Source organism: Marinoscillum sp. (genome assembly GCF_965229915.1).
Taxonomy (GTDB): domain Bacteria; phylum Bacteroidota; class Bacteroidia; order Cytophagales; family Cyclobacteriaceae; genus Marinoscillum.
In genome coordinates this window covers 2,137,805-2,154,194 of the sequence record NZ_CBDDJZ010000001.1, presented here as the reverse complement: position 1 = coordinate 2,154,194, position 16,390 = coordinate 2,137,805, and the positions used below count along the sequence as shown (strand labels likewise).

At 42.3% G+C, this 16,390-nt stretch carries 7 protein-coding genes; all 7 read left to right on the top strand.

Features of this window, described 5'->3' with window-relative positions; all coding sequences use genetic code 11:
• Positions 1 to 221 precede the first annotated feature (221 nt).
• The 7 genes from ACO067_RS09365 (at position 222) to mgrA (ending at position 16,310) form a co-directional block, all read left to right on the top strand.
• A complete protein-coding gene (locus tag ACO067_RS09365) occupies positions 222 to 3,152 on the top strand; it encodes a SusC/RagA family TonB-linked outer membrane protein (RefSeq protein ID WP_421873344.1) in 2,931 nt (976 codons plus the stop codon).
• A gap of 13 nt (positions 3,153 to 3,165) precedes the next feature.
• Positions 3,166 to 4,797, top strand: coding sequence for a RagB/SusD family nutrient uptake outer membrane protein (locus tag ACO067_RS09360; RefSeq protein ID WP_421873342.1), 1,632 nt, complete (start codon positions 3,166 to 3,168; stop codon positions 4,795 to 4,797).
• A gap of 111 nt (positions 4,798 to 4,908) precedes the next feature.
• Positions 4,909 to 8,178: a VCBS repeat-containing protein gene (locus ACO067_RS09355; protein ID WP_421873340.1), complete on the top strand. Its 3,270-nt coding sequence runs from the start codon at positions 4,909 to 4,911 to the stop codon at positions 8,176 to 8,178.
• Positions 8,165 to 8,740 (top strand): hypothetical protein, encoded by a 576-nt coding sequence (locus tag ACO067_RS09350; RefSeq protein ID WP_421873338.1) that lies wholly within the window; start codon positions 8,165 to 8,167, stop codon positions 8,738 to 8,740. The genes ACO067_RS09355 and ACO067_RS09350 overlap by 14 nt, the downstream gene beginning before the upstream one ends.
• An 8-nt stretch (positions 8,741 to 8,748) precedes the next feature.
• The gene (locus tag ACO067_RS09345) at positions 8,749 to 12,024 is read left to right on the top strand and encodes a VCBS repeat-containing protein (protein WP_421873336.1); all 3,276 of its coding nucleotides are present in this window, start codon (positions 8,749 to 8,751) and stop codon (positions 12,022 to 12,024) included.
• Positions 12,025 to 15,300, top strand: a complete 3,276-nt coding sequence (locus ACO067_RS09340) for a VCBS repeat-containing protein (protein WP_421873334.1) — start codon at positions 12,025 to 12,027, stop codon at positions 15,298 to 15,300.
• Positions 15,297 to 16,310 (top strand): L-glyceraldehyde 3-phosphate reductase, encoded by a 1,014-nt coding sequence (mgrA, locus tag ACO067_RS09335; protein ID WP_421873332.1) that lies wholly within the window; start codon positions 15,297 to 15,299, stop codon positions 16,308 to 16,310. The genes ACO067_RS09340 and mgrA overlap by 4 nt, the downstream gene beginning before the upstream one ends.
• Positions 16,311 to 16,390: the final 80 nt, after the last annotated feature.

Here is a 16,390-nt window from a genome sequence, read left to right as displayed (position 1 = left end):
TAACATAGTGTGGGTATTCTTAGAAAAGTCATAATTTATGACATCAAAAAAATAATACTGGTTGCAAACGTTTGTAATTATACAATTATTAAAATCATCTGCTTTTTATTGTAATTCTTTTTTAAAATTCTGTTAATTTAGTTTTATTGGCCTGTGAAATATGGTCTATTTCACTAAGCAACTTTAGTTAATAGTAAAGTTTAGAAACAAATTGTAATAGTATGAAGAAGTATTTACTCTTAGGATTATCGCTAATCCTGAGTGCCTCTATATGGGCTCAGGAGCGGACGGTAACAGGAACAGTAACAGACGCTGAGACAGGTGAAGCTGTACCCGGCGCGAACGTCGTTGTAAAAGGAACGACGAATGGAACAATCACTGACTTTGATGGAAAGTATCAGATCTCCGTGGGAGAGAACACTACGTTGGTATATACCTTCGTAGGTTACGCCCCAAAAGAAGTCGCTGTAGGTAACAGAAGTGTGGTTGATGTAGGATTGTCACTCGACGTGGAAGAGCTGGCAGAGGTAGTTGTTGTGGGATATGGATCCCAACAAAAGAAAGAGATTACCTCTTCTGTAGTTGCCCTCGATGAAGAGCAGTTCAACAAAGGTAACGTGAACGACCCGACACAATTACTTCAAGGTAAAGTGCCAGGTTTGAGTGTTTACAACAAAGGTGGTGACCCGAACGGATCTTCTACCATCAGACTTAGAGGTATTTCCACAGTAGGTGCTAACACCGAGCCTCTAGTAGTAATCGATGGTGTTATTGGGGCATCCTTGCAAAACGTTGACCCGAATGATATCGAGTCTATCAACGTGTTGAAAGATGGATCTGCTGCTGCTATTTATGGATCTCGAGGTTCTTCAGGGGTAATCCTTGTGACAACCAAAAGAGGTAAAAGAGGTGCAGGTATCAATGCCAACTACAATGGCTATGTTGCAGCAGCAACTATCGCTAGAGAGTTGCCTGCCTTATCAGCTAGTGAGTACCTGGAAGCAGGAGGAAACAATCTTGGTTCTGAAACAAATTGGTTGGATGAGGTGACTAGGACAGGGATTACTCAAGTTCATAATATCTCTGTTTCTGGTGGTGCTGAAAACACTACTTTCAGACTATCTACCAACATCAGGGATGTAAACGGTATTCTTGAAAAATCAGGTTTTGATCAAATCAATGCTAGAGCAGGTATCACGCACTTTGCTTTAAATGATCGATTGAAGATCGACTTCAATATGTCATTGACCAACAGAGAGAGTAATTTCTCCTTCAATGAGGCGTTGAGATATGCGAGTTTGTATAACCCTACAGCTCCTATTTATTTTGATAATGGTTCATTCTTCCAGGCAATCCTGTTTGACAACTTCAACCCGGTTGCGATGATTGAACAAAATCAAAACGTTGGAAAAAGAAAGAACCTGAACTTCAACATGCAAGGTGAATACAACATCACCGATGCTCTTTCTGTAACAGCTAACTATGCTCAGCAGTATACCAACAATTTGAATGGTCAGTTCTATCCAAGTACTAGTTTCTTCCGTGGTCAGAGAAATGGCCGTGCACAGAGATTTACTGATGATAGCCGATTCACGCTATTTGAATCATTTGCTACTTATGCTAGTAGTTTTGGTGATATCGATCTTACCGTATCAGGTGGTTATTCTTATCAGGAGAATTTCTATGAGAGCTTATTGCTGGAATTAGAAAACTTCCCAACCGACCAACTTGGATTTTATGGTATAGACTTGTCGTATGACAGAGTTTTAGGTGTTGCATCTAATGTGAACATCGACAGTAGAGCTACTCCTGAGGAAAAAATCATCGCGTTCTTCGGTAGAGTAAACTTAAACTACGATGACGGAATCTTCTTCAACGCTTCAGTAAGAAGAGAAGGATCAACGAAGCTTGGTGCTGATAACCAATGGGGTGTTTTCCCTGCAGTTGGACTTGGTGTAGATATCAACAAGTACGTAGGACTTAGTGCATTCTCTGTTTTGAAATTGAGAGCTGGATATGGTGTGACAGGATCACTACCTTCAGAGTCTGGTCAATCACAAGATTCTTACACTTATGACTTTACTTCTGGTGGTACGGTGTTCTTTGCTCGTGCGGCTAACCCAGATTTGAAATGGGAAGAAAAAGCTGAGACCAACCTTGGATTGGATTTTGCCATGATGCAAGGAAGACTCAACGGATCAGTTGATGTCTATACAAGAAACATCTCTGATTTCATCCTTTTAAGAAATGTAGACCCGGGAGTTTTCGGTGCGTCTCAGCGATATGAAAACGTAGGTAGTTTGAAAACTAATGGTGCTGAGCTTTCATTGAATTATGATGCATTCCAAAACCCAGATTTCACTTGGACAACCGGAATCGTAGCCAGTACTTATAGATCTACTTTGGAAGAATACATCAATGACCAACAAAGTCTTGCCAATCTTGGTTCACCAGGACAAAACTCTACACCAATGGTAAGAGTAGCTGTAGGTGAGGAAATCGGCCAGATTTGGGGTCCAGTATTTGACGGTGTAGATGAGAATGGTTCTCCTACCTTCAAAGATTTGAACGGTGACGGTACGATCAACGCTGATCCAGGATCTGCTTTGGCAGAAGATGGGGATTTCGAACAACTTGGTAGCGGTCTTCCTAAGTTAGAACTTGGATGGTCTAACCAGTTGACTTATAAAAGATTCGATTTCAATGTATTCTTTAGAGCGGCATTCGGACACAGCCTGGTGAATACTTTCAGAGCGTTCTACGAGCCAATCGATCCAGGAGCTATCAACTCTTACAACAGAATTGTTACCGATAAAGCTGTTGATGGACTGACTGGAGCTCAGTACTCTTCTTTATATGTTGAGAAGGCTGATTTCTTCAGATTGGATAACGCTACGATAGGGTATAATCTTAACACAGGAAACTCTCAGGCATTTAAAAGTGCTAGACTGTACTTCAGTGTTCAAAACGCATTTACCATTACGGGATATAGTGGTCTAGACCCTGACCCAGTATTGCTAGATGTAGGTCCAACAGACAACGGTGGATATGTTGATCCAGCTAACAGATCTGTTCTAGCACCGGGTATTGATAGAAGAAATAACTACTTCACCGCTAGAACATTCACCTTGGGTATAAACGTAGGATTCTAAAAAATTTAGAAAAATGAAAATATTTAATAGACTAACATTGCTGACCATGCTCCTAGGTGCAGGCTTTGCTTGTACCGATCTGGACGAGGATTTAACAGCAGATTTTACAGAGACATTTACTCCTCAGAATCCTGGAGGAGGTGCCAGTATTAATGTCAACAAGGCGTTGCCTGCAGATGGTCTTAACGCTGCATATGACAGACTGAGAAACGGTACCGCATGGCACGGTTCATACTTTTCAGTAGCTGAGATTTCGACTGATGAGGCGGTGATTACCCAAAAGGGAGGTGACTGGTTCGATGGTGGTATCTGGTTGAACATGCACCGTCATGATTTCCGACCAACCAACCCAGGCTTGAATGGTTCATGGAATGATATCTACGGTGGTATTTTTCAATGTAATGACCTTCTGGCTACGGATCTTTCAGATCAGGGAAGAGCCGAGGTTAGAGTGGTTCGGGCTTATTTGTACTGGAAATTACAAGACTTGTTTGGTCACAGAATTAAACTTCAAACTGCGACTGGTCAGGACGTAGCACAAAATGAAGATGGCAGAGCTATCGTTGATTTTGTAGAGTCAGAAGTTCTTGCAGCTATTCCTGATATGGGAGATGCGCGCGTATATGGTCGTTTCAATAAGTCGGCTGCCTACGCATTACTAGCAAGATTGTATCTGAATGCACCAAGTTACCTATCCACTGCGGGTAGCGTTAGCTCTAGTGCAGCTATTGCAGATCCGGTAACTAATCCTACCACAGGTAATTCCTACTATCAGGATGCAATTGCTGCAGCTGATATGGTGATCAACTCAGGTCTTTATGATTTGGATGCAAATTATACTGAAGGACCTGATGGACGAATGGTTTCTGATGTATTCTCACCTACCAACGTGGATAACATTGAGCATATCTACGCTGTGCCTTTTGATGAGGCCACAGGAGGGGGAATGAACTTTGCACAGATGACCCTTCACTATCCATCACAGTTGACTTATAGACTGAATGAGCAACCTTGGAATGGGTACTCTACTTTGGAAGAGTTCTATAGATCTTATGATGATGCTGATATGCGTAAAGAGGCATTCTTTATCGAAGGACCTCAGACAGACGTGAATGGTAACCCAATTCTCGATGTGGCATTTGATAAGGCAGATCCTGATGGAGCACCAATTAATTACACTCCTGAAATTAACGAACTGTTCCCTAATGGTTCAAGACAAGCAGGTGCAAGATTGGGTAAATTCTCATTCAAACTAGGTCAGCTTAATGACATGGATAATGATTATCCACTATTTAGATATGGAGAGCTGTTGTTGGTAAAAGCAGAGGCCCTTTGTCGTTTGAACAATAGCTGGTCAAATGGAGAAGCTTGGGCACTTGTAAATCAGGTTAGGGCTCGAGCGTTTGAACCGGACCAGCCTATTACCACTTTCACTGAAGATGCATTTTTGGCTGAGAGAGGTCGTGAGGTTTTCCAGGAGTCACTTCGAAGAACTGACTTGATTAGATTTGGTAAATGGGGTGATGCATGGTGGGAAAAATCAGCCCACTCTGATACTTATAAGAATGTAATGCCTATTCCTTTGGATCAAATCAATGCGGCGTCTGCTGATTTCCCATTGACTCAGCACGTTCCTTATAGATAATAGAATAATTTAATTTGAAGAAAGGTTGCTGCCCTGTGCAGCAACCTTTTTTTATGGATTCAATTGAACATTCTTACGTTTTGTGTCCATCTTTAAAGTAAAAACCAGTCTGTGAAGATTTACTCTAATTTCATACTAGAGAAAGCTTTATTTTTTGTGCCATTCATTTTTATCCTGGCTTGTACTACTCCAACAGAAGAAAGCAGGTTCACGGAAATGGCTAAAGCTTCAGGAATCCCTTTTGCTAATAACTTGGAGTATACTGAGGAGTTCAATCCATATACTTATCGAAGCTTCTTTAATGGTGGAGGTGTGGCCATCGGAGACGTGAATAATGATGGACTCATGGATATTTACTTCACTGGTAATCTTGTAGACAACCAACTGTACCTCAACAAAGGAAATTGGCAGTTTGAAGACATCACCATAAAGGCGGGTGTAGCATGCCCTGGTGTGTGGTCATCCGGAGCAACATTTGCTGATGTCAATGGTGATGGCCTCTTAGATTTGTATGTATGCAAATCTGGAAAGCCCGAAGGGACTAACCGACATAATGAGCTGTTCATTAATAATGGAGATCTCACTTTTACCGAGAAGTCAAAAGAATATAGGTTGGATATCACAGGTCTTTCTACACATGCTGCCTTTTTTGATTATGATAAGGATGGAGACCTTGATTGCTATGTCCTGACCAATTCCTTAAAATCTATAGGTGGCTTTGATTTAGTGAAAGGGCAGCGTGAGATTCCAGATGAGAACGGAGGAGGTAACAAGCTGCTTAGAAACGATAATGGAGTATATGTAGATGTGACTTTAGAGTCTGGTATTTATACCAGTGCCATTGGTTTTGGTCTGGGGATTACTCTTAGTGATTTCAATAATGATGGGTGGACCGACCTGTTCATTTCCAATGATTTCTTCGAACGAGATTACCTCTACATCAACCAAAAAGGTGAGCGGTTTAAAGAGAGTCTGGAACAATACTTCAATAGCATCTCCATGGGGTCAATGGGTGCAGATGCTGCTGATCTGGACAATGACTCTGAGCCTGATCTGTTCGTGACCGAAATGTTGCCCTCCAATGTTCAAAGGAAACGAACTAAAGCGGTCTACGAAAATTGGGATAAGTATCAACTGAACGTGCGACAAGGCTATTTTCACCAATATCCCAGAAATGTACTTCAACAAAAAATCAATGACAGTTTGTTTGTGGAGGTTGGGAGATACTCCGACGTTTCGGCCACCGACTGGAGTTGGGGAGCGTTGATTTTTGATGCCAATAATGATGGCTTACGTGACATATTCGTGGCGAATGGAATTTACAAGGACTTATTGGATAGAGACTACCTCACCTATACTGCCAATGATCAGCAGATTAGAAATCAACTAAAAGAAAAGGGAAATGTCATCAAGGATCTCATAGATGCCATGCCCTCACAGGCGGTCCCAAATCAAATGTTTGAGAATAAAGGACAATTCAATTTTACTAATGTAAGTAGTGATTGGGGTCTCGGAGAACCTTCATTTAGCAATGGTAGCGCTTATGGAGACCTGGACAATGATGGAGATTTGGATCTGGTCATCAACAATGTCAATATGCCAGCATTTGTCTATCGAAACAATGCTGACACTGCCACTAACAGGAGCGTACGCATATCACTGCAGGGTGAAGGGAATAATCGGTTTGGTATTGGAGCAAGTGTCAAGCTGTTCCATAATGGTCAGATGTTATCAGCAGAAAACTATCCTTTTAAAGGGTTTCAAAGTACTGTAGAACCCATTATTCATTTCGGTGTAGGTGATGCACAGCTTGTGGATTCACTTGTAGTAATTTGGGAAAGTGGAAAAATCAACACAATAACTTCGGTTCCTACTAACCAAATGATCAGAGTTAGTGAGGTCACCGGACAAGAAATGGCTACAGACAGGAATTTACCTTCTAGTTATCTCAACGCTTCAAGCTATCAAATTGATTTTGCCCATATTGAGAACGACCACAACGACTTTGATAGAGATCGTTTGTTACCCCACATGTTACACAATGAAGGCCCGGGGATGGCCGCAGGTGATTTGGACGGTGATGGATTGGACGAGATTTTCATCGGTGGAGCTAAAGGTCAAAAATCTGCACTGTTCACTTTTATTGATGGAGAGTATGTAAGCGTCAAGTCTCCGGTTTTGGCCATTGATTCATTATCAGAAGATACGGACGCAGTGTTTTTTGATTGTGACAATGATGGTGATCTTGACTTATATGTGGCCAGTGGAGGCAGAGCCTTTTCACAAAGCAGTAGTGCCTTAAATGATCGATTGTATCTAAATCAAGGCAACCTGTCTTTTGCTAAGTCCACTGATTTGCCCATACCAAAATACTTTAGTACCAGCAGTGTGAGTGTTTTGGATTATGACAGTGATGGAGACTTGGATTTATTGGTTACTGAGCGTTTTCATCCATTTAGATATGGTGACAAAGTCGATGCTTTCTTGTATGAAAATAATGGTAAGGGTGTTTTTACAGACGTTAGCGCTAAGAGAATACACGCTCTTCAGGGAGTGAACATGATCACCGATTCTGATGTAGGTGATATTGATGGAGATGGAGATGTGGATATAATCATAGCCTCTGATTGGGATGACATTCGTGTTTTTATCAACAGGGAAGGGACTTTTGAAGAGCAAACAGATGCATACGGCTTGTCTGACAGATCTGGTTGGTGGAAAGTGGTTAAACTAGTGGACATTGATCAGGATGGCGATCTTGATGCTTTGGCAGGAAATCACGGATTGAACAGTTTCTTTAGAGATACCACCAGGCTTTACGTCAATGATTTTGATGGAAATGGCACCTATGATTACATCTTTTGCGAAAAAATTGACGGAAAGTATTATCCCGTTGCAGAGAAAAATGATCTGATTTCCCAATTGCCTATTCTGAAAAAGAAACTACTATATTTCAAGGATTATGCATCCATGACTGTTACGGATATTTTCACAGACGAACAGCTGAACAGTTCCATCGTACTTGATGCTACAGAAAAAGCATCCACTATTTTGATAAATGAGCAGGGTAAATTCACTTGGAAGCGAATGCCAGGGCCTCTGCAGTATGGCCCCATATACTCAATTAAAAAGGCTGATTTGGATGATGACCCCTACGCTGAATTCGTCGTAGGTGGAAATCAGTTTTTGGTGAAGCCACAGTTTGGACGGTATGATGCACTTCCACTGCTCGTTATGGACGGTCTTGAGCTCTATCCCAAAGTTCATCTGACAAACATAGTGAACCAGGTGAGAGGAATTACCACTGTGGCACTCAATGGTAAACAACTTATTATAGTAGCTAATAATGATTCAAAGGTTCAGATCTATGAGAAGAAGTAGTTGGTTGGCAATAGGCCTTATGCTATTTGTTTGGGCTTGTGAAACCGGATCACCCTATGAGCGATTGGTTAAGCGAGAATTGAATTCAGGGCAAGTTAATGACTCTCTTTTTCTAACGTTCAAATTTGGAGATTCACGGGAAGATTTCTTCAAAAAAGGCTGGGAGCAAAACAAAATGGGATTAATCGCTCAGGGTCCTCGCAATATGAATATCAAATATGTGATGCCAAATAGCGAGAAAGGGAATTCACCTATTCAAATGCTATTTTATCCCATTTTTGATGAGGATCAAAAAATCAAAACCATGAACATTTCCTTTAATTATACCGGATGGGCACCATGGAATAGGAAATTTTTTAGTGATTCACTCGCATATGCCGTACAAGATTCTCTGATGAACTGGTATGGAGGTAATCCATTCCTGGAGGTGCCATTGGAGGCTCAGGAAAATAGTATTTGGGTTAAAGTAGATGGCAATAGGCTCATATCTTTGGGTATTGCCGATGAACAAAATGTAAAGGGATACATTAAGGATTTGAATCACCCGGATAACCAGAAATAAACTTGATCATGTATAAATATTTTTTAGTTAGTGGGTTGGCAGTTTTGTTAATGGTCTCTTGTGAGCAGAAAAAGCAACAAGAGTCCTTATCACTTTTTACAAAAATGTCGCCTGAGGAGACTGGTATCGACTTTACTAACCAACTACGGTACGATGCAGATTTCAACGTGTACACTTATCGAAATTACTACAATGGAGGTGGAGTGGCTATAGGTGATGTAAACAAGGATGGTCTTGTTGATATCTATTTTACCTCTAATCTGGACAAGAATAAGCTGTACTTAAATCAAGGTAATTTCCAATTCAAAGACATATCTGCAGCTGCCGGTGTAGAAGGGTCCAGGGCATGGTCTACTGGAGTGACCATGGCAGATATCAATGGAGATGGTCTTTTAGACATTTACGTTTGTAATTCTGGAGATATAGAAGGAGACAACAAACAAAATGAGTTATTCATCAATAATGGTGACCTCACTTTTACTGAATCCGCAGAAAAGTATGGGCTGGCAGATCGGGGCTTTTCCACGCATGCCTCGTTTTTTGACTATGATAAAGATGGCGATCTGGATGCCTATATGCTTAATAATTCGTATCAGGCTATTGGTTCGTTCAATTTGAGGAGAAACGAACGACCTAAACGTGACTCTCTTGGTGGAGATAAGTTGTTAAGAAACGATAATGGACTCTTTGTAGATGTGAGCAAGGAAGCAGGCGTTTACGGAAGTATAATAGGTTTTGGTCTGGGAGTGACTATCGGTGATGTGAATGGCGATACCTGGGATGATATCTACGTTTCCAACGACTTTTTCGAGAGAGATTACCTATACATCAATCAGGGTGACGGTACATTTAAAGAGGACCTTACCAGCCAGATGAAATCGATCAGTGGAGCATCAATGGGCGCAGATCTGGCAGATGTAAATAACGATGGATACAATGACCTCTTTGTTACAGAAATGCTTCCTTCTGACAATGAACGTTTAAAATCGGTCACCACTTTTGAAAACTGGGATCGCTATCAGTACAATCTGGAGAATGGTTACTACCACCAGTTCACTAGAAATACTTTTCAGCTAAATAACGGAGACAGCACATTTAGTGAGATAGGACGGCTAGCCGGTGTGGAAGCCTCGGACTGGAGTTGGGGTGCGTTGTTTTTTGATATGGACAATGATGGTCTTCGTGACTTATTTATTGCCAATGGTATCTACCAGGATCTCACCAATCAGGATTACTTGCAGTACATTTCTAATGAAGAAGTGATCAAAAGCATCCTGTCTGACAACAAGGTTGACTATGCTAAACTAATTGATTTGATTCCTTCCAATCCGATCCCCAATCATGCTTATAAAAATGTCGGTGATCTTAGATTCGAATCGTCAGCTGATGATTTTGGACTGGGTGAACCAAGCTTCTCCAATGGATCAGCGTATGGCGATCTAGACAATGATGGAGACTTGGATTTGGTTGTCAACAATGTAAATATGCCTTCATGGGTGTTTAGAAATAATGCAGACTCCATCACAGACAATCATTACATCAAGTTTGATGTGATCGGAATGGGTGCCAATACCAATGCCATAGGAACCAAGATCAAAGTTCTTCAAGATGGTGAGAGTTACTACATAGAACAACAGCCAATCCGCGGATTCCAATCAAGCGTAGACCCTCGACCAAATGTTGGTCTGCCCAAGGCTTCAAATGTCAATATCACTGTATTTTGGCCTAATGGAGGCGTCTCCAAACTGAGCGATGTAGCAGTCGATCAAACAGTAACACTTGACCAAAATACACTTCCAAAATCAGAAAGTCAGGAAAATCAAATCACTGACCAGCAACTATTCACCTATCAGGAGGCTCCTGATTTCAAACATGTGGAAAACACATTCATTGATTTCGACAGAGACCGATTGCTCTATCATATGAATAGTACCGAAGGTCCAAAAATGGCTTCTGGAGATGTAAATGGCGATGGTAAGTTGGATTTTTATATTGGAGGTGCTAAAGATCAGGCTGGTACTTTGCTAATCACCAAAGGAGTCAGTTTTGTTTTTGGAAGCGTCGAGGTATTCGAGCAGGATAAACTGTCAGAGGATGCCGAGAGTGTATTTTTCGATGGGGATAATGATGGAGACCTGGACTTATATGTATGTAGTGGTGGAGTCGAGTTTTCACAGTCATCTTCCGCTTTGAAGGATCGCTATTATATCAATGACGGAAAAGGGAACTTTACCAAAAGTGATCAATTCTTACCAGCTTCTGGCACCTATGTGAGTAGTGCTACGGTTGCAATGGCAGATGTAGATCAGGATGGGGATATCGATCTTTTCGTGGGCGAACGCATGAAGCCCGTGAATTATGGTATTCCTGGAAACGGCTATTTACTAATCAATGATGGCAAGGGCAATTTCGACTCGTTCACTCCTGCTGTGTTTGAGAAGATGGGAATGATAACTAGCTCCAGATTTGTGGACCTGGATGGTGATGAAGATCAAGACCTGGTCGTTGCAGGGGAGTTTACGGGAGTTTTGACTTATCGCAACGATGCTGGAGAATTCACTCAAATAGAGAATAGTCTTTCAGGGCTCAGAGGCTGGTGGCGAACGATTGAGACAGCCGATATAGATGGTGATGGAGACCAGGATCTATTGGTAGGGAATCACGGACTTAATAGCCGATTTAGTGCTACCGATTCAGAACCAATCCGGCTTTATATCAATGATTATGACAAAAATGGATTTATAGATCCAATACTTACTGGATATGCCAATGATGGGAAAGAGTATCCTTATGCTTTGCGGCACAATCTGATTGATCAGATCAAGAGCTTGAAGAAACGCTTCCCCGATTACGAATCCTATAAGAATGCTCCGATGGATCAAATTTTTACTGCGGAGGAAATAGCTGCGTCAGACATTCTGGAGGTGAATACACTGGAAACGATGCTGTTTATCAATGATGGTAACTTTCAGTTTTCGGCAGTTACTCTTCCTGTGGCAGTGCAGATTTCTCCAGTTTTTGCAATCAAGGCAGCAGATTTTGATGAGGATGGAGATATGGACGTAATTCTGGGAGGTAATTTGTATGCCGCCAAGCCAGAGGTGGGCCGTTATGATGCCAGCTATGGTACTTATCTAGAAAATGATGGAACTGGCCAGCTGACTGTAGTCAAGAGTGGTCGAGGATTCAGAATAGATGGAGAGATTCGTGATATTTTGGTTGACCAGAAGACCATTCTCATATCTCGAAACAATGACACTCTCGTAAAATTATCTGTCAAGTAAATGCGAAATTCATTAGTCGCCATTTTAGTAACAGTATCAGTCATTATTTCTTGTGCACCTGAGAAACCCAAGCCTTCTACACTGTTTCAAGTGGTCCCGGGAGATGTTTCAAGGGTTACGTTTGCCAATGAACTTGAAGACTCTGATGCCTTCAACATTATTGACTATCTCTATTATTATAATGGTGGAGGGTTGGCTGTTGGTGATATCAATAATGATGGTCTGGAGGACTTGTATTTTTCGGCAAACATGAGACCCAATAAGCTGTATTTGAACAAGGGCAACTTAAAGTTTGAAGATATCACCGAACAGGCGGGAGTTTCCTCTATTGGGCCATGGAAAACCGGCGTTACCATGGCAGATATCAATGCTGATGGTCTTTTGGATATTTACTTGTGCCGAGTTGGTGCTTACAAAGGGATATCCGGTCACAATGAGCTTTACATCAACAATGGAGATAACACCTTTACAGAAAGTGCTGCTGATTATGGTTTGGACTTTTCTGGATTCTCCACCCAAGCGGCATTTTTCGATTATGACCTGGATGGGGATTTGGACATGTACCTGCTCAACCATTCCGTTCATACGTCTCGCAGCTATGGTCGTGTGAATCTGAGACAAGAAAGTGATGAGCTTGCTGGCGATAGACTTTACAGAAATGATCAGGGAACATTCATTGATGTCACCGCATCCTCAGGAATCTACAATTCTCAAATTGGCTATGGGCTTGGTTTAGCTATATCGGATGTAAACCTCGATGGATGGCCGGATATTTATGTGTCCAATGATTTTCATGAAAATGACTACCTGTACCTCAACAATCAGGATGGGACATTCACCGAATCGATCAAAAAAATGATCGGTCATACCAGTCGATTTTCTATGGGAAACAGCATAGCTGATTTGAACAATGATCAAAATCCCGAGATTATGACATTGGATATGCTGCCCGATGATGAAGAAGTTTTAAAGAACTCGGCTGGTGAAGACCCTTTTGAAATTTACAAGCTAAAGCTTGAGTTTGGTTATGAATCACAGTTTGCTCGCAACTCACTACAGCTAAACAATGGAAATGGGACGTTTTCGGATGTGGCTCTGATGCGTGGAGTGGCTGCTACTGACTGGAGTTGGTCCCCACTGATGGCTGATTTTGATTTGGATGGTTACAAAGACCTGTTCATTACCAATGGCATAGTCAAGCGACCAAATGACCTGGATTATGTTTCTTTTCTTTCGGGCAATAACATCAGCGCAGGTAATCTTGATAACAATAGTAAGGTGAGCGATCAGGCACTCATCCAGCAGATGCCAGATGGCAAAGTGGCCAATCGAATATTTCAAAACATCGATGGCGTTCAGTTCACGGATAAGACCGGTGAGTGGATCGCTGATATTCCTACTTACTCAACGGCCGGCGCTTACGCTGACTTGGACCAGGATGGTGATTTGGACATAGTGGTTAATAACATCAACGATCCGGCCATGATCTATGAAAACCTCCAGGCAACGTCCAATAACTACCTGAAATTTTCATTGAATGGACCATCTGGTAATCCGTTTGGCATTGGGACAAAAATCAAGGTCTATGCTTCAGCAGGAGTTCTCACACAAGAGGTGCATAACGTACGTGGTTTCCAATCTTCTGGCTCATTGCAGTCGGTATTCGGATTGGGCTCAGACACAGAAGTGGATTCAGTAGTTATTTCCTGGCCAGGAAGTAAAAGTCAGGTTTTAAGGAATGTAAAAGCCAATCAAACGCTGAAGTTGGATTATGGGAAGGCAGTAAGTACTGCTTCAGTAGCTACCAACATCCCGAAACCTTATTTTACTAGATTGGAAGACTTCAACATGTCCTTTACCCATCGGGAAAATAACTTTGTTGATTTCAACCATCAGTCACTTATCCCGCATACCATTTCGCGCGAAGGACCGAAAATCAGTGTTTCAGACATGGATAAGGATGGCATGAGCGAACTGTACATCACTGGAGCATCTGGACAGGCTGGAGCTCTGCTCTCGATAGGAGCTGAGGCTACATCGATGCTGGATCCGCGGCTGGAAGAAACAAACAGTCTACTCTTTGATGCAGATGGAGATGGAGATGATGATCTGTTGGTCATTACTGGAGGCAACGAGTATTCCGATAGAAGTCCGCTGTTACAGGACTATTTGCTGCTGAACAACGGAAAAGGGGTTTTTGAAATCAGTCAAGGTGCCATCCCGTACTTAAATAGCCATTCATCGGTAGCTGTTCCTGCTGATATAGATCAGGATGGTGACATGGACCTGTTTGTTGGAGGTCGGGTGATGTCTTCCCGGTATGGATTGATACCAAGTAGTTATTTACTTATCAACGATGGTTTAGGGAAGTTTTCAGTGCAGGAAAATCGTAAGATGCGGTACATCGGCATGATAACTGATGCGGCATGGGAGGATTTGGATGGAAATGGCTTCCCGGACCTACTCGTGGTTGGTGAGTGGATGCCTGTCAAGGTATTTATGAATGAATCAGGATTACTTACCGAAACAATAGTCGAGTCCTTGTCAGGAACGAATGGATGGTGGAACTGCCTGGAAAAGATAGACGTGGATGGCGATGGTGATCAGGATTTTGTGATTGGCAACGAAGGCCATAACAATAAACTGAAACCGAGTAACATCAATCCTGTGCGCATGTATGTCAACGACTTTGATGGCAATGGCTATCTCGATCAAATCATCACCTACAGTGTGGATGGGGAAGAATACCCAGTAGCCAATCGTGATGAACTCGGAAAACAAATGCCGATGATTAAAAAATCATTCACAAACTACAGAGATTTTTCTGGCAAACAGGTATCGGAAGTCCTGAACAAAGAATCCCTGGACAAAGGTCTCAAGTATGAGGTGACTGAGTTCAGTTCCATTGTATTAATCAACAACGGAAACATGAGTTTTACTGTAAAGGAACTTCCTGAAATGGCCCAGATATCCCCTATCTATGCTATAGAGCCTTTTGATGTGAACCGTGATGGCAACCTGGATTTGATCACTGGTGGCAATAAAACCTGGGCAAACACCTATTTTGGTGCCAGTGATGCGAGCCACGGTCAGGTATTGATCAATGATGGATTAGGAAATTTTGAAGTGATTGCGCAGGGTCAGGCGGGACTTAATATCTGGGGAGATGTGCGAGATATTGCTCATTTGAGCATCGAGGGCAAGGATTACTTTGTTTTCGGAGTGAATGACCAGCCCATGGAAGTTTATGTTTACAATAAAACCTTGAATCAATGAAAATCAATGATAAATCCGGCTACAAACCATACACTGCTAGTGATGGTCGCTATGAACAGATGCAATATAAGAGGTGTGGAAAGAGCGGTATCCAGTTGCCGATGATTTCACTCGGGCTCTGGCATAATTTCGGGCATGCTGATGACCTGCTAAAGGCTCAACAGATACTCCGTACTGCATTTGATCATGGAATAGTTCATTTTGATTTGGCCAACAACTACGGTCCTCCGTATGGTTCAGCCGAGACCAACTTTGGGAGATTGTTCAAGGAAGATTTTGAGTCGCATCGAGATGAACTATTCATCTCTTCCAAAGCCGGCTATGACATGTGGCCTGGTCCTTATGGCAATCTAGGTTCCAGAAAATACCTTATCTCCAGCCTGGATCAGAGCCTGAAACGAATGAACCTGGATTATGTCGACTTGTTTTACCACCACAGACCTGATCCTGACACACCACTGGAAGAGACGATGAGCGCATTGGATTTTATCGTTCGGTCGGGCCGAGCACTATACGTGGGAATATCCAATTATCCAGCTGACCTGGCCAAACGCGCCATAGAAATATTGAATGACCTGGGGACCCCATGTCTCATTCATCAGGCGAGATACAGCATGTTCGACCGATGGGTAGAGGGTGGTCTTCTTGACGTACTGGGCAATACTGGTGTCGGTTGCATTGCTTTTAGCCCGCTGGAGCAAGGCATGCTGACCAATAAATACGTAAAAGGCATACCAGAGGGCAGCCGCGCCGCTCGCTCAATGACTTATCTCGAACGCGAAACGGTAGAAAAGAATTTGCCCAAAATCAAAGCACTGCACGAAATTGCTCAGAACAGAGGTCAATCATTGAGTGATATGGCCATAGCATGGTTGTTGAAAGACGAGCGTGTTACTTCTGTGCTGGTTGGTGTGAGCAGTTCTGAACAGCTAGTAGCTAACGTCAAAGCATTGGACAACTTAGGCTTCAGTAGCGATGAGTTGGAAAAGATCCAGAATGTGCTGAATTGATCACAAAGATCACTAATGGGAATTGCAGCGTGACAGTGAGCGTTTGTGCTGATTAATTCTTAACTTGATGCTGCCCCATT